The sequence below is a fragment of the Coleofasciculus sp. G1-WW12-02 genome (assembly GCF_040219735.1).
Lineage (GTDB): Bacteria > Cyanobacteriota > Cyanobacteriia > Cyanobacteriales > Coleofasciculaceae > Coleofasciculus.
Map to the genome: position 1 here is coordinate 17,021 of NZ_JAVJRX010000162.1, position 23,099 is coordinate 40,119.

The following is a 23,099-nucleotide window of genomic DNA, read 5'->3' on the forward strand; positions in this document are numbered from 1 at the left end:
TATGCGCCTCTAGCGCTAAATAACATCAATATACTACAATTATAATACAAAAAGATTTCGTTGAGGAGATGAACTTATTGGGGGATGGCAACGTCAAGGCATCCACTGTAATGTAACATCTGATACGCACTGCATTTTAACTCTTATGAAGCGTTCTCGACGTGTATCTGCCAGAAAATCTTTGGTTTGCTTGTCTTTTAGCCTAATTTCTCTACTATCCCTCATCCCAGTTGCCCGTAGCGCCCCCGATCGCACTCCTGATCAAACCGTCACCTGTGAAATCTTGGTGGTTGGCGGTGGATTAGCAGGTGCGGCGACAGCCTATGAAGGGTTACTTGCTGGGCGAACGGTTTGTTTGACCGAGATTACCGACTGGGTAGGAGGACAGATTTCTGCCCAGGGAACCTCTGCATTGGATGAACGCCCTACTCAGCGATCGCGTCTTTTCTATTCTCGCGGTTATTTGGAACTGCGGGAACGGATTAGACGCAAATACGGGGAACTGAATCCGGGGGATTGTTGGGTGAGTGAATCCTGTTTTATTCCCAGTGACGCCCATGCTATCCTCTTGGATATGTTGCGGGATGCAGCCAAACGGGGGAAAGGGACACTGAAGTGGTTTCCCTCCACGGTGATCAAGGAACTCGACTATAACCCTACCGGAAACTTGATTAAAAGCGCCATTGCCATTCAGCATGAACCTGCTGCTGATGCACCCCCCCTGAACACATTTCCCTTATCGCAAACGATTGAAGATTGGTATCAGTACCAAGATTCCCCCCGCTTTGACAAAACCATTATCCGCTTCACTCCCCAAAACCCATCATCTGGAAACGCCCCAGACTGGTATGTTGTGGACGCTACAGAAACCGGGGAACTGATTGGGTTAACGAATGTCCCCTACCGTTTAGGAATTGACCCCCGTTCCCATCTCGAACCCTCCTCTTCCAGCGTCACCGGGAATCCCTATTGCACTCAGGGGTTTACCTATACCTTTGCCATGGAAGCCACGCAGGAACCGCAAACCCATGAAATGCCACCCTTTTACCCTCAATACGAACCTTATTATAGTTATGAATTACCGCGATTAGCCGACTTTGGCTTAGTGTTTACCTATCGGCGGATTTGGAGTCCTAAAAAAGGTGAACCAGAGAAATTTGGCGGAATTTCGTTTACTGCGCCCACCGTCGGGGATATCTCCATGCAAAACTGGACGTGGGGGAATGACTACCGTCCGGGTACCGAGGCTGATAACCTCGTGTATACTCCTGAGCAATTGCAACAGACGGGACAGTTAGCACCGGGCGGCTGGCTGGGTGGCTTGCGAACCGAAAGTTTACGCAAGGCGGAGGAACTCTCGCGAGGGTATTTCTATTGGTTAGTGGCGGGAAATACGGACTCCCAACTCGGTGATGGCGTGAAGGAACCCCATCCTAGTTATCGTTATTTATCGGGTAAGACGTCTCCCATGGGAACAGTGCATGGGTTATCTAAGTATCCTTATATGCGGGAAGGACGGCGGATTATTGGACGCCCTGCGTTTGGGTATCCGGAGGGGTTTACGATTTGGGAAATTGATATGTCTCGCCGCAATTACCGGGAAGATTATTACCGTCAAACCTTATCCCCCAAAATGTATCGCCAGTTGTGGACGGCTTTGGCGGGACGAGAAGCGATTTCGGTGATTCAGGGTGAGGTATCGCCGGATGAGGTGAATCGACGCACTCGTTCGACAATCTATCCCGATTCTTTGGGAATTGGACATTATGCGATTGATTTTCACCCCTGTATGAGTTTCTCTCCCCCAGAAGCGCCGGGAAATACGGAACGGGAGGGGGAACGCCAAGGGGCGGGTCAAGCCTATCCGTTTCAAATTCCCCTGCGGGCGATGATTCCGCAAAAGATTGACAATATGTTGGTGGCGGGAAAAAGTATTGCCACGAGTCATATTGCAGCGGCGGCGTATCGGGTGCATTCCTTTGAATGGTCATCGGGTGCAGGGGCGGGAACAACGGCGGCGTTTGCGTTGGAGAAGGGGATTGCACCGTTTGAATTGGTGGATGGACTTCCGCCTTATGATCCGCAGTTGCAGGTGTTGCGGCGGCGGTTAGAACGGAATAATAATCCGACGGCGTTTCCGGATACGTCGATTTTTAATCAAGATTGGGAGGCTTGGCGTTAGAGGAAACGTGCGATCGCGCTGTTTGTAGTAGCCTGTTTGTAGTAGCCACTTTAGTGGCTGTTTGTGCCTTGAGCCAACAGCCTGTAAACCCCTATTGCTCAAACTTCAAGCGGGGTAGACAGATAGTGTGCGATCGCGTCAGTCAGCAACGGATTATCTAGCGGCGGGATTACACCCGTTTCCCATATTATTGGCAATCAATCAATTAACTGTAGGAGTACTTATGCGTGTGGGGAATTCCGCGAGATAAGCTGTTTTACATTTAAACCTTAATTTAAATATTGGCGTAATCCTTGCAGTGCGACTAAGCTTCTCGCTACTCATACCCAATTTAAATGCGTGACAGCTTAAGTTAAAGTTGTTATTATATTCAGCATCGCCACTCCGAGAATCCCTACGCCGATTTTACATCTTATATTTTTCATCTAACAGCAGTGAAAATGGAAAATTTTAGCTTAACGTTAGAACAAACGAAAGTCATGTATAGCCTAGAGTACCATTTAGTACTCGATGATATAGACAATGAAAGTAACCCTAGAAAAAAGTCCTTAAAAAGAGAGTGGTTATTGAACTGGAAAAATTCAATAGAATCCCTTCATAAAAATCAGAATCAAAGCTCCTTCTGTTTAATTACATTTTTCCCAAATTTAGAAAAAGAGATAGACAAACTCAATAGCGAACCAGGTAGTAGCTTTGACAAGAAAAATATTTTATTAGAAATAAGTTTATTTCACCCCTACCAAAAATTAGGAATAAACAACGATAACAAATTTAAAGAATTAAAAATAGCAGACAGAGAAAAAACAACTAAAAAACTAGAATTTTTCGCGAGTAAACTGGGTTTATCGACAGACTGCGTTAAACGCTTTACAGAAAATTACCAGAAAGCCATTAATGGAATCAGTGGGCGTTTTGTAAAGACACTCATGGGTGGTTTTATCGGTACAGCCATTTTAGCAGTAGCAGCGGCTTTTTTCACACCGGCTATCGCCATATTTCTCGCGCCTATACTGGCACCAGGTCTTTCAGGAGCAGCAGCCGTATCAGCAGTTTTAGCCTTTCTTGGTGGTGGAGCTATTGCCGTCGGTGGTTTTGGAATGGCAGGTGGTTTTGCTGTTCTTGTAGCTGGTGGAGCTATCCTTGGCGGTAGTGCCGGTGCAACCGTTGGTACTTTATTTGCTCAATCTCCTGATATTGCGTTAAACCAAGCAGCGAAGTTAGAAGTTGTAATGAAGGAGATTATTTTTATCCAAAAGGATATACGCTTGGCGCAAGAAATAATTAAGGAGCAACGACAAGCCATACGATCTTTGGAAGATAAAATAGATGAGTTAGTTTTAAATAAAGAGAAAAACCAAAAAGACATTGAAAACTTAAAAAAGGCTATTGAATACCTAAATAAAGCATTAGAAAGGAATCAAAATTTACTTTGATAAAATGTTCACGAATAGGTAATTGATGTCAAGCTCATTTTTTTATCGAGCAATCTTCCTCAATGGCTAATCCTTATTAAAGGAAAGTACGATAATGGTCAAAGCAGTAACTAGAGATAGGACTCCTGAAAAAGTAATGCGTAATCGAATTAAAATCAGTCAAGAATGGAAAGAAATCCAAGACATCAACATTAGACATTTTGACTAATTGATAGGTCTTGCCGCAATTACCGGGAGGACGATTCAGGCAGTGCGATCGCGTTCCACTGTAGAATGAAGATACTACCGGACTTGAAATTAGGTATAATTTAAAATTTCTTGTTCACCTGTTCAGGGGGCAATCAATCATGTCAATGGCTTTCCCGGCAGACAATAACGATCAATTACCGAGGCTAGAGCAAGCAGAAATTGAACAGTATCTTGCCAGTGGCATATTTCATGGCATTGGCAAGAAGACAGCCGCTTTGCTGGCGGCATATTTTGGCTCTGATACCCTGGAGGTTCTGGAGTTCTCACCCCAGAAACTCAAACTAATTCCTGGCTTATACCCATCTCGGATTAATGTCATCCTCTCAGCTTGGGAGAAAAGCAAGAGTAATCCTGTTCGAGGCACTCAAGCTTGGTTGCTGGGGATGGGGATATCTTTGGGGTTAACCCTAAAACTGACAGACTACTATGAGCAGAATACAGCCTCTGTCCTCAAAACCAACCCTTATCAGATTATTGATGATCTTGACGGCATTGGATTTAAGATAGCTGATAGTTTAGCGCTAAAGTTGGGGATGCCTCCTGATAGTCCCCGGCGCTATGAGCAAGGGATTCTTCAAACCTTACAAGATGCCAGAAATCAGGGACATTGTTTCCTCCCCAGCTCCGAACTCACCGAAGCAGCACTGGGGTTATTAAGTTGTCCGGATCATACACCGAATCCCCGGTTACTTAATCAGGTATTAGAGAATGCGCTCGCCCAAAAAGTTGTAGTTGAGGGACGGTTATCCGAGTCCCTCTATTTAAAACTAATTTATCGGGCTGAGGTTAATGTCGCCCGATTGATTCTTTATTTTGCCTCTCGCCGACAACTGTCTATTGAGCCGTTGGAGGAGTGGTTACAACAACGAGAAGCAGAAGCATGGCGCTCATCTGGGGTGCTTGATATAGAACAGCGACAGGCACTGTTAAGATCCTATGCCCAACCCATTAGCATTATTACGGGGGGTGCAGGGCGAGGGAAAACCCATATTTTGAAGTATTTGATCGATTGGCTGACTCAGTGTAGATTCAAGGTGGCTTTAGCGGCACCTACGGGAAAGGCAGCAACCCGAATGAAGAACGCCACGGGGTTAGATGCCCAAACGATTCATCGTCTACTTCAGTGGCGAGGGCACGGTCAAAGGTTTGAGTTTAATCAGGAAAACCCCTTGCAGATTGATTGGTTAATTATCGACGAATTTAGTATGGTCGATATTTTCCTGTTTAATTCTCTCTTAAAAGCATTAAAACCCCATACGAGAATTGTGTTGGTTGGGGATCACAATCAGCTTCCTAGTGTGGGCGCGGGAATGGTGCTGCGCGACTTGCTGATATCTGAGGTTGTACCCTGTTCTCGCCTGAAAAAGATTTACCGCCAACGGGAAGAAAGTCCAATTATCTATGCGGCAGAAGATGTGATTAGTGGCGTGGTTCCTGATTTGGAAAAGTTTTACTCGCCTCAACAATGGCAACAGGTTTCTGATTGTGCCATACTCTGTCGCCACACCCCTGAAGAAATTGCCGATACTATTGTTGAGCTAGTGGCACAGATGCAGCGTGATCAGGTTGATTTAAAAAATCAAGTGATGGTTCTTGCGCCACAGAAGAAAGGTGGGGTTGGAGTTCACGCTTTAAATCAACGATTGCAGCCTCTGTTTAACCCGAAACAACCGGAACAGCCAGAAGTTCAAACTGGGGACGTGGTGTATCGAGTTGGCGATCGCGTGATTCAATTGAAGAATAGATATGATACAAGACCGGCAGTGATGAATGGCGAGGGGGGTTGGGTGATTGAGGTTCAAACCAAATCCCAGCCAGAATGGGTTAAGGTTGCATTTGAAGGCGGCGCGGTTGTTGATTATTTCCCTGGCATTTTTCAGCAGATTATGCATTCTTTTTGCCTAACTTGTCATAAGGCTCAGGGGAGTGAATTCCAGTATGTAATCATGCCTCTGTCCTATTCAAACCAACGGATGCTTTCTCGGCAACTTCTCTACACCACGATGACTCGTGCTAGCTATGGAGGATTTATCGCCGTTGGTAGACCCGATATGTTAAGGTTTGCTGTTAATGTCGATAAACCACTGCGCCGATATACCCAGTTGCCTTTGTTACTATCTGAGTCTTATCAAAGTTTAATGGATACAGTTAATCAAGTGAGAACTACCCAATCTCCAGCAGCGCAAAATCAACGGTGTGTTAGCGTTGCCATGCGACTCCGTGAACTCAATATTGATGCGACTAAAGGGGAAAAGACTTCGATTGGATCATTGGCGCTCCAGCTTTATCAATCCCAGTATGGGCGCCGCCCATCAAAGCGTCTAGAAGTGATAGAACCTGGACAAAAGTTTAAAACCTATCACTATGAAACCGAAGCCATCGAACTGCTAGATCGGGCGATTAAAACTATTATGAAACGCGATCGCGATTAACCTGGGCTAGAGATTTAATTAGAGCTTGCTGCACAACTGCAAAACCCTTAGCTATCAAGGCTTTGAGTGGCATAGACATTGGATCATCTTCAAGGAAATAGGATAAAACCCTTTCATCCCAAATCTGCCTTTATTACCCCCTTTTGCCACGGCGATTGAAATCGCTGCTACACAAACAAAGTCCGCCTGCGCGGACTGGGTTATAACGGGGATAGCTAACCCGGATTTTTTATCATACCCTTGCACCGCTATCAGCGAAAATGTAGATTACGCTTCAATGACAACTCGTAAATTGCCGCGTTTTCGCACAACTCGACAGGCAGTTGCTCCACTAGAGCGCTCAAATTCTAAATCTAATACCGTCTGCCCAATTTTTAGGTTTTGTAGTGATAGATACTGGACGGATTCAGGAAGCGTGGGATGAACAATTCGGAGGCAATTCCTGGGCGTATCGGGTATCAAGTTCACCATCACCTGGAGGAGTTGGAAAATCGTCCCCGTTGCCCAAGCTTGGGGTGAACAAGCCACAGGATATCGCACGGGGGTGCTATCGGGGGTGCGTTCATAGCCACAGAAGAGTTCGGGTGGACGATAATAGGGTTGTTGGATGGTCATGTCGATAATCCCTTGAGCCACTTCCAATGCCTGATCCACCAGTCCTAGCGATCGCAATCCGGCAATAATCATTCCATTATCGTGATGCCATACTGATCCGAGGTGATAGCCCATGGGATTATACGCGGGAGAGAAGCTACTTAAGGTGCGAATTCCCCAGCCACTAAACATATCCGGCTCTTGCAATCGTTCGGCGACATTGTGTGCCTTGTCTTTTGATAAAATATCTAATCCTAGACAATGCCCCGGATTGGATGTGATACTATCTACAGGTTTTCCCTCACCATCCAATGCCAAAGCACAGTAGCCGCGATAGGGAAGCCAAAAGTCCCGATTAAAGCGGGTTTTCAGGTCTTGGGCTTCCTCATGCCAACGTTCTGCCAAATCGAACCGCTTTTTGCTACGCGCAAGCTGACTTAAGCGCATCTTCGCCGCATAAACATATCCTTGCACTTCCGCCAGAGTAATCGCCCCCTCGGCTAACTTCCCTTTGGCATCAACAATACAGTCTCCTGAGTCTTTCCATCCCTGATTCCGAAGTCCACCTTTAGACTTGCATTCATAGCTGATATAGCCCGTCTGCTGACAACGGCGATCAATCCAATCCATCGCCGCTAAAGCATTATCCCATAACTGATCCAACAGTTCCTGATCATAAGTCCAGGCATAATAATCAGCATAGAGCATCAACCACAGGGGCGTGGCATCGACTGTACCATAATAAGGCGTGTGGGGGAGTTCGCCACAACGAGCCATTTCACCCAGACGCAACTCATGGAGTATCTTACCTGGTTCTTCTTCCCGCCACTCGTCCTCAACTTTACCCTGATACTCCGCCAGGGTAATTAGCGTTTGACGCGCAATCCCCGGATCGAGGATCAGCGTTTGGGTTGCAGCAATCAGGGAATCCCGTCCAAATAACGTGGAAAACCAGGGAATTCCAGCACAGAGAATCTTACCTTTACCAAAGGTTTGACCTAAAAGATAGATATCCTGTTCAGCGCGTTCAATAATCTGGTTTAAGACTCGATTATCCGTGCGAATCCGAGTCACCCCTTCTCGCCAATCCCGCTCCTCCATCGCCTCCGCCGCGATCGCTTGTTTTAGGGTTGTCGGCGCGTTCACCACAGAAGCTGGACGATTGTCAACAAAGGGCTGTAAGCGATACCCAAATTTATGGGTTTCGTGAGAATTCAATTCCAACCGCCAAATTGCCGTATATCCCCTAAATTCATCAGGCTGACGGTGATAAAACTGAATTCGAGACTCCATCAACACCTGATCCAATCCCTGATAGGCTAAGGTAAGTTCGCCCGTTTCCTCAACCAAGGATTTTATATCGCAGTCCAAAGCATTATCCTCTTGAGGGATAACCTGTCGCATTAAAGTCCCTATCTGCTGACGGAGATAACCGCGAATTTGGAATAGATCGGCAAAATCGGCATCAAAACTTAAACTGAGCTCAAAGCTAACGGCTTGGGTGCTGTAGTTGGTAATCTTCAGGTCTTCAAACAGTCCACCCTGTAGTACAATATCGCGTTGAATGCCAATCGTTTCCGCCGGAATACGTCCCTCAACATAAGGATTCGCACAGAGAACCGAAAGGGCAAAACCCCGTCCGGCTGTACTGCTGAGTAAAATGGGAGAGAGTCCCTCAATCTGTAAATCTAGGTGACTGAGAAACCGACTATCTTGACAAAATAACCCCAAGCTTTTGTCCGATTCGTCATCAAGACATCCGGCAATATTGCCTAGGGGATCAGTAATCAAGAATAGGTCGTCATCTTTCATCGTAAGTGTCGATTGGAGTCGTTTTGTCGTCCTGCATTGCAACTCTGGAATCGGCACTTGTTCAGCAGGCGCAAAGGTTCTACCGTTGAGTTCCAGGATAGTTAGAGCTGTTGCTGTTTTGTCGTTCCGGGTATCTGTATCAGACATAATTGAAAACCTCAATATCAAATATCAAATGTTAAACATCACCCATCCGTCTTCGTATTTTTAGGGGTTCGTAGGGGCTCTCGCATTCGCGCCCAAATTTTTCGGTTGTACCGTTTAATTATCATCGCGAAGGCTTCGCCCAGTCAACGGGCAAATATGACGCTAAATCATAGATTTTGGTGTGGGCTGATTAGGTGAGGGGCGGGTTTAGTCAAATTTAGGAAAAGTGCCAAACATTTATCTGTAAAACCCGCCCCTACAGATTGTTTCCTTCTGCGACTTCTACCTTAAGAAACTTGCATCAATTCCTCCTCGACATCAACAGTCGATTGACTCAATCCCTCTGAAGGAACGTACAAGATGCAAGGATTTTGCATATCTGGCACAATTGTACTCAGAGAACCCGCTAATCGGCGACGGTAGATATCACTCAGATGCGCCGCCACCCGATTCCAACTCAATGCAGAGGCTGTCACATCCGTTGTCTGTCGTTTTAATCGTTGCGCCAACAACTCATCTACTAAAACTCGATGGATAGCTTCAGCGAATGCCGCTGCATCCCCTGCAGGGACTAACAAACCCATTTCCCCTGGTACAATGGTAAAGCGTAATCCGTCCACATCCGAGGCGACAATGGGTATCTTATACGCCAGTGCCGCGATCGCAGCTGATCCAAACGGCTCATATCGACTGGGAATAATGCAGACATCGGCGGCGGTGTAGTAGAGCCAGTGTTGATCTGAGGGAACAGATTCAATCAGAATAACCTGTTGCTCTAGCTCAAATTGGTGAATCCATTGCTCAACTCGCTCTCTAGCCTGGGGATTCTGATCAGGACTGACAATCAAGCAACGCAGTGAATTTATCGTCTCTGCTGATGTGCGATCGCGGTATAATTTCAGCGCGGTTATCAGTGTATCAATCCCTTGGCTGGTATCAAGCGTACCCACATACAGCAAGACCTGTTCATTGGCACAAAGCCCCAATTTCGCTTTCGCCTCTGACTTGGACATCCTGGGAGATGGTTGGGCGCTAAAGCACCAATCTGGGGACATGAGAATCACTTGATCGACTTCTGGTGTGATCCGATTCTTGCTAATCCCATGATTTTGATCCACTGAACGGATCTTACTGCCTTGCGGCTTATCCGTTAACCAATTAGTGTGGATTAATTGAATTGCTGTCGATTCTTTTAATTTTAACCCCACTTGAGCCGATAGCCAATCCTGGGTATGAATCAGAGGATAGTGGGTTCCTTCTTTGGCTTGAAACGCTTGAAATGCTTTTGCAAATTCAGGCAAGTATTCAGGGAATTGATCGCGACTTAGCGGCTTTTCCCCATTCACTGTCAAGCGGATGATGCGACAGTGAGGTGCACTCCATTCAATCTTCGGTTGCTCAGGATGAGTTTGCGGAGTAAACCAATCGATTTGCCAGCCGAGTTTTGTCAGTGCTTGGCTAAGCTGATGAACAGGTGTTAGGCGTTTATTTTGTCCATCTTGACACGGTTGATGGACAACATCCTGACCCATGGAAAGCAAAGCCAGGGGTTGTCTATGAACGGTTTTGTTCATGATTCACCTCATTCTATTTTATCTTATCTCTTCTGTCGGGTGCAGAAGGTTTAACCTATGTCTTGAAACCTTCTGCCTTCTGCCTTCTGCCTTCTATAAACTTAGCTAGCTAGAAGCGTGGGGACGTGCAGATGACCATTGTGAGCAAACCGTTCGGCGAGAATTTGGTTGTAGACGGCTTCGTATCCATCAACCATGTGTTTCACTGCGAAGTTGGTTTCAACATGTTCCCGACAGGCGTGTCGATTCAGTTGAGGTATTTTCGCGATCGCATCCACGCATTCATCGACTGTATCGCAGAGGAACCCTGTCTTTCCGTGAACGATAATTTCTGGGGCTGAACCTAATGCCATGGCAATCACCGGAGTGCCAGATGCCATAGATTCAATCATCACCAGTCCAAAGGGTTCGCGCCAGGTAATCGGGAATAGCGTCGCTACCGCACCTCCCATCAATTCATTTTTCTTTTCGTGATTGGCTTCACCCAAAAACTCAATTTGTTTACCATCAATTAAAGGTTCCACTTCCGCCTCAAAAAAGGCTCGATCTTGGGGATCAACCTTACCCGCTATTTTCAAATGCCATCCGGAACGCTTGGCAATTTCAATCGCTAACTTGGGTCCTTTTTCCGGGGATATGCGCCCAACAAACGCCAGATAGGGCGGCTGTTTGGGCTGAGAGTAAAACGTAAACCGTTCGGGTGCGATCGCGTTATAAACCGTTGCTACATAATTCAGTCCCAACTCAGGGCGCTGCTGGGAATTGGAGATGCTGACAAAATGTTGTTGACGATGCTTGGTAAAAAACTGCTCAACTAATGGCGAAAATGTACCATGAATCGTATGCACAACTGGCGTTTTTGTCAAGTTCGTGTATGGAAGCGCCGGGTAATCTACATGAGCATGAATCACATCAAATTCATTAGCTCGTTCAAAAACTTTGCTCAACTGCATCTGCTCATAAATGGCGTATTCTTGATGCGTTACGTCGAGAGAACGCAAGGCTTTTTTACATCCTGGTTCCAACCTTGCCAGTGTCTCTGAATCACCGGATGCAAACAATGTTACCTCATGACCCCGACGGAGGAGTTCATCAGTGAGTAAACTCACCACTAATTCTGTACCACCATAAGCTGGGGGAGGTACACGTTCCCACAACGGTGCAATTTGAGCAATCCGCATTTTGAAAATTTCCATTAAATTCCCATTTAAAGTGAGATGGAATGAAGAAACGTTAGTAATTTGGGGTTAATTAACGTGGCGCTGGTCACTTCAACAAGGGTTATCTTCGGATTCGCGACCTTGTTTGTTACAGGTGTATAGAGCAAATTATACCAAATTTTACTCAGGGGGAGCTAGTTTTGCCAATTCGTGAACTCTACCCCTGACAGGTAGGGAAAACCGTATCAGTAACCGTTACATTGTCGATAGAACAGCTAAAGCTTTGACGCCTAAACCCACTCCCACTACGGGATTAGGTGTTGTTCACTATCCCGATTAACTGAGTCCCATTCCCCGCCCCGACAATAGGTTGATTGCCATTACAACCCACTCATAATTCTACCATCCTTCGCTCGCATATAAAGCACAGGTGTGGCAAAATCAGGCTTATCTAATCCGACTTCCATGGAAATAGCATTACGGGTAGTCTGAATCGCCCCATCTAGTGTCCAACCGAGGGCGAGGGTACGATAAAATTCATCGGCAAATAGTTTGGCTGTGGTGTCGAGAATCGAATATTGCATGGCGATAACTCCAGGGATACCACGCCGCACTAAATTGGGGGCAATTCCGGCAAAAACCTGGTGGGAAGATACGGCTGCACCTTCACAGGAATTTAGCACGGCTAACCCTAGATTACGGTTACCTAAGAAAAAGTTAGCAAAGGTTTCATCATTGACAAGTTTGGAATTATTATCTTGATCAACTAGGGCAATATATCCCTGATTATTGTTCAGCGATGTAGGTATTTGTCTGATTGGGGATGGGGTAGCAGAGTTTGAACCGGATCATTAATTGCTTTCCTTCTAAAATTTCTGGGGGGATGGGGAGTGGATTACCACGTAAATCTAGTTTTTTTAGGTTGGGCAGTTGTTGAATTTCCGGCGGCAGTTCTTGAATATCATTGCCGCCCAAGTAAAGGTCTTGCAAGCGAGTAAGTCGAACGATTTCGGGTGGCAGTTCTTGGATATTATTTAAGCTGATGTCAAGGTATTCCAGAGAGGTTAGTTGAAGGATTTGGTCGGGCAGTGCTTGGATATAATTGCCGCTAAGGGCAAACCATTGCAGGGAACTTAGTTGACCAATTTTCACTGGTAGTTCTTGAAGCTGATTGTCTTTGAGGTTAAGCCATTGCAAAGAGGTTAGTTTACCAATGTCCGGCGGTAGCACGGTTAAATTATTGTCAGAGAGGTCAAGTTCCGTCCATTCTTCCCGCGCCGCTTGTTCAATGAGTTGGAGTAGTTCGTCCTCTGTCATCAGCCCGTCTTGAATCCTCTTTTCCTACTGTAGCCGTTGGGGAAGCTGGGGAAGCTGGGGAAGCTGGAAGATGATAGGTTTTGGCTTGGGTCTTAGGAATGTGCCAAGGAGAGAGCGATCGCACCTTACTTTTCCCCCTCATCCCCTCACCCCAACTCCATCCCCCCTGGTGGGGAGAAGGGAAACCATCACTCTCACGTTAGCTATGTTTGTTTCCACCACCCTCCTGATATAAAGAAAACTTTTAGACTTCACGCTTACGTTTTAATATTCTAAAGCGAATCCGATTTAGGAGGGGCAGAAAATGTCACAGGCAAATCCTGACTTGCTCTGGGTTTGAGGATGTAGTATCATAATTTTAAATGCTGTATTGTGTTCTTTTTATAGCCAATTTTTTACTTAAAACCCTTAGATAGCTTGATCCGGCGTTATTTATTTCTCCCTAGCGTCAGAAAAGCTTAAATACTACAACTATATTGCATAACCCAATTTACTAGACGCATTCAGCAGTAGATTTGACAAAAAAGCCAATTCATGCATCTACTGTCTGCTTCAAAACAGACAACAGGTGGAATCGGGATACAATGATCCACCTGTGAGAGGAAGTGCGATCGCAGGTTCATGACCCCAACAACCCCACTTAAAATCGAGCCAACTGCTGGAAAATCCTCAGCACCGTATATAAATCATTACCCGGATTCAGCAATGAAAATAACCGAGATAACCCGTACTGGGGCGACTCCCCAGGAACCAATTTGATAAAAATAAAACTTCCGCCTGTAGTAATCATGCCAAAACTCGGCTGTTCCCGATCAGGATTTGCCAACATATAAGACAGGATTTGTGCCAATCCAGCTTCAATCGAAAACTCCACTTGTTTGGATTCAATCACCATCACCCAAAAGGTATCTTTTAATACCAAAACATCCAGAGTTCCGGTAACCATTGTCTGTTCATCTTCTGTGGTAATCTTCACCGACTTTTCCGCTTTGACATGAAAAGGGGCTAAGTAAAATCCCCCAATAAACAGCAAGGGGTCAAGAATTGCCATTCTCACCACACCTTCGAGCATGGGGGGATAATTGAGCAAGTTAAAATATCCCGCTTTCACCTGATCCAGTTGTTGCTTTTGTAAATCAGTAATTTCTGGCAGATTCCCTTGCCACTCTGGAAAAAATTGCGGATCATGGGTAAGTTGCAGACCAAAATTAGTCCTTAGTTCTCGCAGGGTAACATCTCTGGATTGAATCGTTTGAACCATCTGTCTTTCCCCCTACTTAGTAGCCTAATCTTATCCATTGGTATCCTGCGATCGCGAATTGGTTTGAGACGGGGCGATTGAAAACGTTTTATGTAGGGGCGGGTTTGACGATTAGCGTTTTTGACCTCACCCATAAGCAACTAAACCCGCCCCGACCAAGTTCTAAATTTTCTCCCCTCCACCCTTGTGCACCTGTGCCCCTCTGCTTCATCGCGTCCCACTCAACTTCCGCCCTAACCGACGCAATCCCCCCATAGCTCCTACCAACTCCGGATACACCGGCACCAATGGGGACTTCTCCCGACTAAACCGCACCGCCAACGTGCGAATCAAGGTCAAGATTTCCGGGCGTTCAATCTCCGCGATCGGCAATTGCAATAACGCCTCCAATGTCTGCGGTGTACCAATCCGACTTAATGCCATTGCCCCTTGCTCCCGGACAAACCAATCCTGATCCTTGAGCAAGGGCATTAATGACTGCAGGGCGGGTGCAGTACCTATACGTCCCAAGGCTGTCGCCGTTGCACCTCGGATATCGCCATCGCTATCTTTTAATAGGGGAATTAATGCCTGTAGCGCCGTTGGAGTCCCAATTCTGCCCAATGACTCAATCCCCTGTTTTCGCACCCGTTTATCCTGATCTTCCAACACAGGGATTAACGCCGTTAACCCGGGGGTTGTTCCCATCCGCCCTAACGCCGCCGCTGCTTCCTGACGCACCACCGGATCAGTATCCTCTAACGCCGGAATTAACACCTCTAACGTCTGGGGATTCCCCGATCGCGCCAAAGCCTCAGCCGCTTCTTCCCGTACCACTGGATCAGCATCTTGCAGCGCCGGAATTAACGCCTCTAATGTTTCCCTTGTCGCAATTTTCCCCAATACCATCGCCGCTTCTTGGCGAATCTGATTCTGGGGATGATTCAAAGCCTGGATTAACGCCTGCACTACTGTCGGATTTTCCAGATGAATCGCGCCACTGGCTTGCCAACGGACAAAGCTATCCGGGTGATTGAGCACCTTAACCAATTCCTGCAGGGCTTCTGGTGTACCAATCTGCGCCAATGCCATCGCCGCTTCCCCCCGCACATAACTATCATGATCATGGAGGGCAACAATTAACGCCTGTATCGCCGCCGATGTGCCAATCCGCCCCATCGCCGCAGCGGCTTCACCCCGAACCACGGTATCCTCATCCCGCAGGGCGGGGATTAAAGCTTTCACGGTTTCGGCATCGCCAATATAGCCCAAGGCGGTAGCGGCTTCCCCGCGCACATACCAAGGTCCGTTATTCAGGGCTTTAATTAACGTGGCGACGGCTGGGGGAGTGCCAATTTGACCCAAGGCGGCAATTAACGCGGCGACGAAATCCTTGCGGGTATAATAGTGTTTCTCATCCAGTTCTTGCTGTAACTTTTGTGCCATCTGGGAATTGGTTTGCCCCAAGGCGACAACGGTGGAAGCAATGAAGCCAACGAAGGGGTAATGATGCCACAACTCATAAATGTGGTCAATGATCTCAGTAATTAGGGGATGAGACAATTGATCACATTCGGCGATCGCACGTCCAGTTAACAGTAATAGGGTGGAGAAGATATCATCTTTTTCCTGAACAATGCACTCGAGTAAGGGAATCGGATCATCCATCAATCCCGCCAGTAACGTGATACTTTGATGCCAGTCATACTCCCACAAATGGGCTTTCACCAACGCCATCCCCTGACTGGGATTCTCTTGAATCTGCCGTCGTAAATAACAGGCGGTTAAATAATCCTGAGTAATCCGGTGAATAAACACATAACGATCGCCTTGTTGGGTCAATCGATGCAGAATCCCCTGTTCTCCAGATAATTGTACTAGAAGTTGGGCGGGGGTTTGTTGGCTTAAGGGCTCTAACCCCTGATCCTGGGCGAGGGCGTTGGCGATTTCCTGTTTCAATTCCTGGGAATCAAACACATCTTGCCCTTTACAGGTCAACTGATAAGCCAAGTCTTCCAATAAGCGGATTTTCATTCCACTCTCTTGCGCCCGATGGTGCGTCCATTGACTCAGGAGATACTCGACGGTTTTCTGATAAATTTGACCACGACGGGCGGGTAATGTCAGGACTTGCTCATAATATAAGCTGCACAGTAAATAAAGTAATCGGGGATTTTGTGCCAAGCCGCGCAGTTGGGGATTTTGTCGCAGTTGTTCAATTAAGCTAGCCGCAGAAATCCCGTCCTTTTCTGAATCCGTGCCATGTTTAAACCAGGTATGAATAAACCGTTCAATCTGGGGTTGACTCAAGGGAATGATTTCGACTTCCTTTGCCCCATTAATAAACGCGCCGCCATACCCGACTATCCGCGAGGTACAAATAATCGGACAGGGATGGGTTTCCAGGAATTGGTTGAGTTTAGCGGCTAAAGCATTGCGATCGCGTTTGGGAACTTCATCTAAGGCATTGAACAACAACAGACATTTCCCCTGACGCAATTTCGCCTCTAACCAGGGTTGAATATCTACCCAGGTTGTGGGATAATCGCGTTGAACTAGGGATGCGATCGCGACCGTAATATCATCAGCGGTTTCATCCAAATCCACTAAGCGGATAAATAGGGGAAAAACAACATCCTCAACGGTAATTTTGGCATCCACCAATTTTTGCCTTTCACCTGCTGCTTTCAATGCGGCTTCCCGGCGCAGTAGCGCACTTTTACCCATTCCCGGATCAGCCAAAACCATCAGGCGCTGATAGTTTTTCTTCGCCTGTTCCCAGGGAACGCGATAACGTTTGGCTTCCACGTCGCGACTTTTAATCGCATAAGCGCGTTTAAGTTCAGCCTCTGATTCGGCGTATCCCCAGAAGGTTTCCACCTCATGGCGATAATTGCGTTCGCGAGTAACTTGAATTGGGATATAGAGGGATTTACGGGGAATCGGGTGTTGGGTATGTAAAAGGGTTTTATATTTAAAATGGGATTCGATATCCTCCAGGAATCGGCAAACCGACTCAATATGTGGATCACGGTTCAGTGGGCGAGTGTCCTCGGTGTGGGTATCATGAGAACTAATCATAATCTTACCCCTGTTGATTAAAGCGGTTTTGTATCAATCTGAAAAGCTATAGAGCTGACTGACTTATGGATGCCACGCTTCGTGCCTACTACAAACGAACGAACCTGGGTGCAGTCAGGACTATGTATCCTTGTGGGAGTTGCGATCGCGTTTATTCTGGATGGTCTTAATTAATGACTCAAAGCGGATCGCTATACTATGATCCTATAATTATATCCGTTATGATTCTAGGTTTTCATCCTTGAATCCAATTCTGTCAGTCTGAGTGGAGTCGAATACTGTCATTGGAGAGTGAAGCGAAGCGAAGGAACTGAAGCGGAATGAAGAATCTGTGCAATTCACTTGAGATAAAAGATGATAAAAATAAAGGTTAAGTCAAATCGCGTCTAATTTGTGCGATCGCACAATTCAACCCTTCACTATGAATCCAGCCCACATAACCCCCATAAACCATTCGATCCTGACTATCCGCCACAAAAACATGGTCAACACCCAAGGGATTTTTCCAGGTTCTCACAGCTGCACCATCCCTGAGTCGAATAATCGGATTAGACTGCTTAAAATCTCGGTGATGTGCAGGAGTCATACCCGGAACCCGTTCTAAAATTGCGATCGCCTCTTGAGTCACATCTGTTAAATAAGCATTCACAACAGTATCACAACCACACCCATCCGTTACCGTCGCTTTTAACCTATCCTTAATATCCCCATTAAACAGGGAAAGCGCCTCAATCTCCTCAATCAACTTCCCATGAGGTTCACCCTGGCGTCGCTGACAGTAAATCGCCGTGAGTAAATCCTCAAGCCCCACCTCAGCTAACGCATCCGTAATCAATCCCGTCAATCCCAAAACCGCAATTCCGCCTAACATTCCCGCCGGACCCCCCAGAAAGGCTAAAGCCGCCGTGATAGCCGCCGCCCCCGACAATCCTGTCGCCGCCATCGTCACCACCAGAATCACCCCAGGTAATCCCAACGCCGCAATTTTTTTGACTACTTGGTAGTTTTCTACGGGTGTTTGGTTTAAGTATTGCCGCAAGGATAGATAATTGTAAGGTGTGTCGCGGAACTAAGAATCCCCGCACTTATAGGGCGGGGAGTGTCAAAACTTCATCCATTTTTATGCCCTCCCTTCAGCAGCAAAAAGTGTTTAGGCTTTCTCTATCGAGTTTAACCCGCCTCTCCTAAATCGAGGAAGAAAACCGTATCAAAAGATACAAAATAGAGTGAGGCGATCGCATAAACGCATAGACTCCACTAATAGAAGGACATGACATGTTCCCTACCGATGGTGATTCAACTTAAATGGATTGCCAGTGCTATATTATCCCAGTTATAATAAAATCACCTAAATCTTAAAAAAATGCCATGAATAATTTATTCAGAAATACTTTTATACAAGCATTAGGAGTGGCTGCATTAATTTATATTAGTTTTCAACTTCTGGATTGGGGTATAGATTCCATCCTTAAGCTTTTAAGAAGCTTCGATAATTGGTATAGCTTCTACGGATCGAAATGGGCTGAAGAAGTTGCTATTACCTTTGGTGTACTTTATCTGCTTTTTGCGGCGGTGATTAATAGTAGAAGTCGTTAATAGGGCAAAGGTTTAGAAATAGAAACAATAGTGTTTAAAAAAACGGCAACTCATCTGGTATAGCAGTAGGCACATCGATTAGGACAAGCAAACTGTTGTAGAGACGTTCCGGCGGAACGTCTCTACCATAAGATGTGTCCTAACTGCTATGGCGGTTGCTATAACGGATAATGCAATATTTCAAGGGTAAATCTCTTCTAATTATCCATCCACCGCACAGCGAAACCCAGCCAGAATTTGACGCACACTGGGATAATACCAATTACGGAAACTACACCGCATCGCCCACGGACGAGTTGTCCAACTACCGCCGCGCAAAACCCGATGTTTTCCATCAAAATAGGCTTGAGAATAGCCGCGATAGGGATAACTGACAAATCCTTTGTATCCATCAAACCAACTCGCTGTCCATTCCCAAACATTCCCCAGCATGTCATAGCAACCTGATGGACTTTGCCCTTGGGGATAGGCATTAACGGGAGTGGTGTGTCCTACCCTATTATCGTAGTTACAAGCATAAGATGTGGGTTCCGTATCACCCCAGGGATAAATGCTCCGACAACCCTTTTGTGAATCCCAACTCGCTGCTTTTTCCCATTCAGCTTCACTGGGTAATCGCTTGCCAACAAAATTAGCATAAGCCTCGGCTTCATACCAACTCACACCATAGACCGGATGATTATCCCAAAAAGGTTCATCAGACCAATAGAGGGGATAGGCGACAGGATTATCTTGTAACCACTTCCATCCTTCCACAGACCACCAATTATGATTTTGATATCCCCCAGCTTCAATAAAGGCGCGATACTGTTGACAGGTAACCGGGTAGCGATCAATCCAGTAGGTGTTTAAAAAGACGCGATCGCACGGACTTTCATTATCCATCGCATCAATCCCATCGCTTCCCATTTCAAACTCACCCGCCGGAATTTCTATCATCTGTCCTTTATCTGGGGTCTTATCTCCTTTAGGCTCAAAGGGATTATTCAGGACTAATGACCTAGGCGTGCGCCCAGTTTGGCAAAGGGTATTATCATTAGCAGATAAGCGGTGTAATTGCAAGACAAAGGCAATAGTTTCAGCATGTTGACTCTCATGTTGAAGTAACCACCGCCATAAACGTTCTTGGTGATCCAGGGGCGCAATTTCTAGATAGTCAAAGACTTGAGTTCTCACAATATCCAGATAGTCCTGAATTTCTGCCAGAGACGGTAATTTTTGGCGATCGCACTTGGGTAAACCATCCGCCGCAAAGAGCCGATGATACTCTGGAAACAGGGGTTTGTTGCCAGCATAGCGTTCTAGAATCCAATAGGCTTCCGTAAAAGCAATGTGACCCAAATGCCAACCCACGGGACTAAATTCCGGATGAGCTTGTCGGTAAAATCTGGTCTCATCAATGCCTTCAATGATAACTAAGGTACCCATGCGGCATTTTTCCATCTTTTGATAGATGCTTTTTTTGCAAGCATGAATTGATGTAAACGTCACAATAGTCTCCCACTCCAACTAGACTAGTTTTGGCACAACTTTTCCAGTTTCTGGCGAATTGGGTTCACAAGCAAGATATTTCGTCCATCCCGGCGGAAATTTCTCACCATCTGGCGTGTGTTCAGTCAAAGGCTTTCACTATCGTGTCTTTTCAAGTAAGAATATTATGGTAAGCGCAACGACATAGAGCAAATAACAAATGACATAGAGCAAATGACCAATGACAATTTCCTTCCCGCCACAACCCAGCAGCTTACGGAATCTACATCAATTGCCCTCGCCCGTGCGATCGCACGCCACGATCTTCTCACACCCCTTACCCCCCAACCCATTGCGACAACATACATCCAGCAGGGACAGGGGGGAACACCCATCCTGTTATTGCATGGCTTTGATAGTTCCCTCTTAGAATTTCGCCGCCTGTTTCCCCTCTTAGCGGAACACCAGGAAACATGGGCGGTAGATTTATTAGGATTTGGCTTTACCGATCGGGTATCTGGGATTAAGTTTAGCGCCAGCGCGATCGCGACTCATCTCTATTATTTCTGGAAAACCCTAATCCAAGTCCCCGTCATTCTGGTTGGGGCGTCGATGGGAGGGGCGGCGGCGATTGATTTCACCCTAACCTATCCCCAAGCGGTGAAAAAGCTGGTATTGCTGGATAGTGCAGGTTTCACCAGTCCCCCACCCATTGGCAAGTTCCTGTTTCCACCCTTTGATAATTGGGCGGTTGAGTTTCTGCGGCGTCCCAAGGTGCGAGAAACTATTAGTAAAAACGCCTATTTTGATCCGACATTTGTTTCTGCCGATGCCTTACTGTGTGCAGCGCTGCATCTAGAAATGCCGGGATGGCATCGGGCATTAATTTCATTTACCAAAAGTGGGGGATATCCACCCTTTGGTCAAAAACTTAGCCAAATTCAGCAGCCGACGTTGATTTTATGGGGAAAAGATGACCGGATTTTGGGAACAAAATATGCCCACAAGTTTGAAGCGGTTATTCCTAATTCTCAACTCATCTGGATTGATGACTGTGGTCATGTCCCGCACCTAGAAAAGCCGGAAATAACGGCAGAATATATACGGTAATTTACTGGCAATGAGAAGCAATAAGTCATAAGTCATAGGTTGGGATAAGGCAGAAATCTCCAGTAGACAAGAGGGTTTCTATATCAATGGCATCGAGGTAGCGATCGCGGGATTTTGGGTGTGATTCATCCTTCCCATATTCATTGTTTGGGGCGTGACTCAATCCCTCGCCCTCACTTTAGGGTTGTCAGTGTAGTATATATGTAGTATGTTGGAAGCAAATAGTAGTTAGGTGAGGTAGAGGAAACCCTCATGGAAAGAATTACTGCCGAACTAGTCAAAAATATTGCTATGCAAATTGCCGCGTTTCCAGTTGAGTACATTAGCTTGGAAGATATTCCTGCAGAGGTAGTGGAGAGCGAGCGTAAGATTGAAAGGGGTAGGGAAGACTTGGCTCAGAAACCCGAATCTATTCGAGAAACAATTATTGAGGGTCGCATTTGGTCGCGGCTTAAGGACGTGACACTGTTAGAACAATCTTACATTCGGGACTCTACACTGACGGTAAAAGAGCTAATTGAACGCAATATGGCGGCGTTAGGCGAAAGGATTCAAATACGTCGTTTTGCTCGATTTGTTCTGGGAGAGAACTTAGGTTCCTCTCCACCAACAGATTAGAGCGGGACATCTGTGCGATCATCCCAACCTAACCCCTCAAATCCAATTTCAACGTGACTAGCCAGTGGTTAATCCAAATCGGGGAATTGAGAATCAATAGTTATATTGAGACTCCCGCACTCTAATCTATGTTAGAGTGCGAGAGTATGTCAATTATTAGTTATGACCACTGACTAAAGGGATGCCGAACCAAATTAGCATTATAATATTTAGGATCTTCAGTCACGTCTTGACCAATCCAATCCGGTAAGTCTAACTCTTGATTTTCATCACTCAGTTCGACTTCTGCAAAAATCAATCCTTCATTTTCACCGATAAACTCATCCACTTCCCAGACCAAACCCTTAAACTCTATCCTATAGCGCGTTTTTTCAATCAAGGGGCGATCGCACAATGTCTCTAGCATCTCTTGAGCATCTGATCCGGGTATAGGATACTCATACTCGACTCTAGAAAAATTCTCGGTTTTACCTTTAATCGTCAGATAGCCCTGATCTCCCACTAAACGCACGCGAACCGTCGTCAGGTTTTGGGTAGCAATATAACCTTGACGATAGAGCATTCCTTGACCAAGGGTGCGCCATTGATCGCCTTTAACTAAAAATTTTCGTTCAATTTCGATTGCCATGGCTGCAATGTTACCTCGCAGGCTTTGATAAAATTAGGGTAAGTCAATAGTCGTGATTGAATAAATTATGCCAGAGATTGCCCGGTTCTACGGAATTGTGATTAAGGTGTTTTTTGGGGATCACCCTCCGCCTCATTTTCCTGAAATCTATGGTGAGTACAATGCCTTAGTGAGCATTGAATCATTGGAAATCATTGAAGGAGATTTACCAAGTCGCGCTCAGAAATTAGTTCTAGAGTGGGCAAATTTATACCAGCAAGATCTTTTACAGATGTGGAAGACTCAAGAGTTTCGTAAACTACCTCCTCTAAAGTAAACTAAAACGGCTCTCCCGTACTTGTGGTGGAAAAGCCTATATTAGTGATAGCTTCCCTAAAAACATTGTTTTGAAAGTCTTGCCCCACAAAGTTTCCAAGAATAATCAGGTTTGCTTATCACCCTAGGTACGGGAGAGCC

At 46.0% G+C, this 23,099-nt stretch carries 17 protein-coding genes and 1 pseudogene; 8 read left to right on the top strand and 10 right to left on the bottom strand.

Annotated elements, in window-relative coordinates; genetic code table 11:
• Positions 1-145 precede the first annotated feature (145 nt).
• From RID09_RS25965 to recD2, 4 genes are all read left to right on the top strand, one after another.
• Positions 146-2,182: an FAD-dependent oxidoreductase gene (locus RID09_RS25965; RefSeq protein ID WP_446338808.1), complete on the top strand. Its 2,037-nt coding sequence runs from the start codon at positions 146-148 to the stop codon at positions 2,180-2,182.
• Entirely contained in the window at positions 2,173-2,343 is a 171-nt protein-coding gene (locus RID09_RS25970; RefSeq protein ID WP_446338809.1) for a hypothetical protein, read from the top strand. Before RID09_RS25965 ends, RID09_RS25970 begins: the two co-directional genes overlap by 10 nt.
• Before the next feature lie 279 nt (positions 2,344-2,622).
• Entirely contained in the window at positions 2,623-3,615 is a 993-nt protein-coding gene (locus tag RID09_RS25975) for a hypothetical protein (RefSeq protein ID WP_446338810.1), read from the top strand.
• Positions 3,616-3,962: 347 nt separating this feature from the next.
• The gene (gene recD2 / locus RID09_RS25980; RefSeq protein ID WP_446338811.1) at positions 3,963-6,296 is read left to right on the top strand and encodes an SF1B family DNA helicase RecD2; all 2,334 of its coding nucleotides are present in this window, start codon (positions 3,963-3,965) and stop codon (positions 6,294-6,296) included.
• Positions 6,297-6,563: 267 nt separating this feature from the next.
• Here recD2 and RID09_RS25985 read toward each other — a convergent pair whose 3' ends face one another.
• The 8 genes from RID09_RS25985 to RID09_RS26020 form a co-directional block, all read right to left on the bottom strand.
• On the bottom strand, positions 6,564-8,849 hold the full coding sequence (locus RID09_RS25985) for an amylo-alpha-1,6-glucosidase (protein WP_446338812.1): 2,286 nt from the start codon (positions 8,847-8,849) through the stop codon (positions 6,564-6,566).
• A gap of 287 nt (positions 8,850-9,136) precedes the next feature.
• Positions 9,137-10,423: a glycosyltransferase gene (locus RID09_RS25990; protein ID WP_446338813.1), complete on the bottom strand. Its 1,287-nt coding sequence runs from the start codon at positions 10,421-10,423 to the stop codon at positions 9,137-9,139.
• A gap of 101 nt (positions 10,424-10,524) precedes the next feature.
• Positions 10,525-11,604 (bottom strand): glycosyltransferase family 4 protein, encoded by a 1,080-nt coding sequence (locus tag RID09_RS25995; protein ID WP_446338822.1) that lies wholly within the window; start codon positions 11,602-11,604, stop codon positions 10,525-10,527.
• 359 nt (positions 11,605-11,963) lie between these two features.
• Positions 11,964-12,401, bottom strand: a complete 438-nt coding sequence (locus tag RID09_RS26000; RefSeq protein WP_446338823.1) for a CHAT domain-containing protein — start codon at positions 12,399-12,401, stop codon at positions 11,964-11,966.
• A complete protein-coding gene (locus RID09_RS26005) occupies positions 12,370-12,900 on the bottom strand; it encodes a leucine-rich repeat domain-containing protein (protein ID WP_446338814.1) in 531 nt (176 codons plus the stop codon). Before RID09_RS26005 ends, RID09_RS26000 begins: the two co-directional genes overlap by 32 nt.
• A gap of 640 nt (positions 12,901-13,540) precedes the next feature.
• Positions 13,541-14,161 (bottom strand): restriction endonuclease subunit R, encoded by a 621-nt coding sequence (locus RID09_RS26010; protein ID WP_446338815.1) that lies wholly within the window; start codon positions 14,159-14,161, stop codon positions 13,541-13,543.
• A 207-nt stretch (positions 14,162-14,368) separates the two neighbouring features.
• Positions 14,369-17,221 (bottom strand): NACHT domain-containing protein, encoded by a 2,853-nt coding sequence (locus RID09_RS26015; protein ID WP_446338816.1) that lies wholly within the window; start codon positions 17,219-17,221, stop codon positions 14,369-14,371.
• Positions 17,222-17,591: 370 nt separating this feature from the next.
• Positions 17,592-18,260, bottom strand: coding sequence for a hypothetical protein (locus RID09_RS26020; RefSeq protein ID WP_446338817.1), 669 nt, complete (start codon positions 18,258-18,260; stop codon positions 17,592-17,594).
• Between the two features lie 329 nt (positions 18,261-18,589).
• Between RID09_RS26020 and RID09_RS26025 the strand changes: the two genes are divergently transcribed.
• Positions 18,590-18,817: a hypothetical protein gene (locus RID09_RS26025; protein WP_446338818.1), complete on the top strand. Its 228-nt coding sequence runs from the start codon at positions 18,590-18,592 to the stop codon at positions 18,815-18,817.
• A gap of 201 nt (positions 18,818-19,018) precedes the next feature.
• Here RID09_RS26025 and RID09_RS26030 read toward each other — a convergent pair whose 3' ends face one another.
• Positions 19,019-20,260: an SUMF1/EgtB/PvdO family nonheme iron enzyme gene (locus RID09_RS26030; protein ID WP_446338824.1), complete on the bottom strand. Its 1,242-nt coding sequence runs from the start codon at positions 20,258-20,260 to the stop codon at positions 19,019-19,021.
• 261 nt (positions 20,261-20,521) lie between these two features.
• Between RID09_RS26030 and RID09_RS26035 the strand changes: the two genes are divergently transcribed.
• The gene (locus RID09_RS26035; protein ID WP_446338819.1) at positions 20,522-21,397 is read left to right on the top strand and encodes an alpha/beta fold hydrolase; all 876 of its coding nucleotides are present in this window, start codon (positions 20,522-20,524) and stop codon (positions 21,395-21,397) included.
• A gap of 270 nt (positions 21,398-21,667) precedes the next feature.
• Positions 21,668-22,015: pseudogene (locus tag RID09_RS26040) on the top strand (elongation factor Ts); the annotation flags it as partial.
• Positions 22,016-22,175: 160 nt separating this feature from the next.
• Here the strand turns inward: RID09_RS26040 and RID09_RS26045 are convergent.
• Positions 22,176-22,643, bottom strand: a complete 468-nt coding sequence (locus tag RID09_RS26045; protein WP_446338820.1) for a CYTH domain-containing protein — start codon at positions 22,641-22,643, stop codon at positions 22,176-22,178.
• Positions 22,644-22,710: 67 nt separating this feature from the next.
• On the opposite strand from RID09_RS26045, the gene RID09_RS26050 reads away from it, so the two are divergent.
• Complete coding sequence (locus RID09_RS26050; RefSeq protein WP_446338821.1) at positions 22,711-22,959, top strand: DUF4160 domain-containing protein; 249 nt, start codon at positions 22,711-22,713, stop codon at positions 22,957-22,959.
• Positions 22,960-23,099 lie beyond the last annotated feature (140 nt).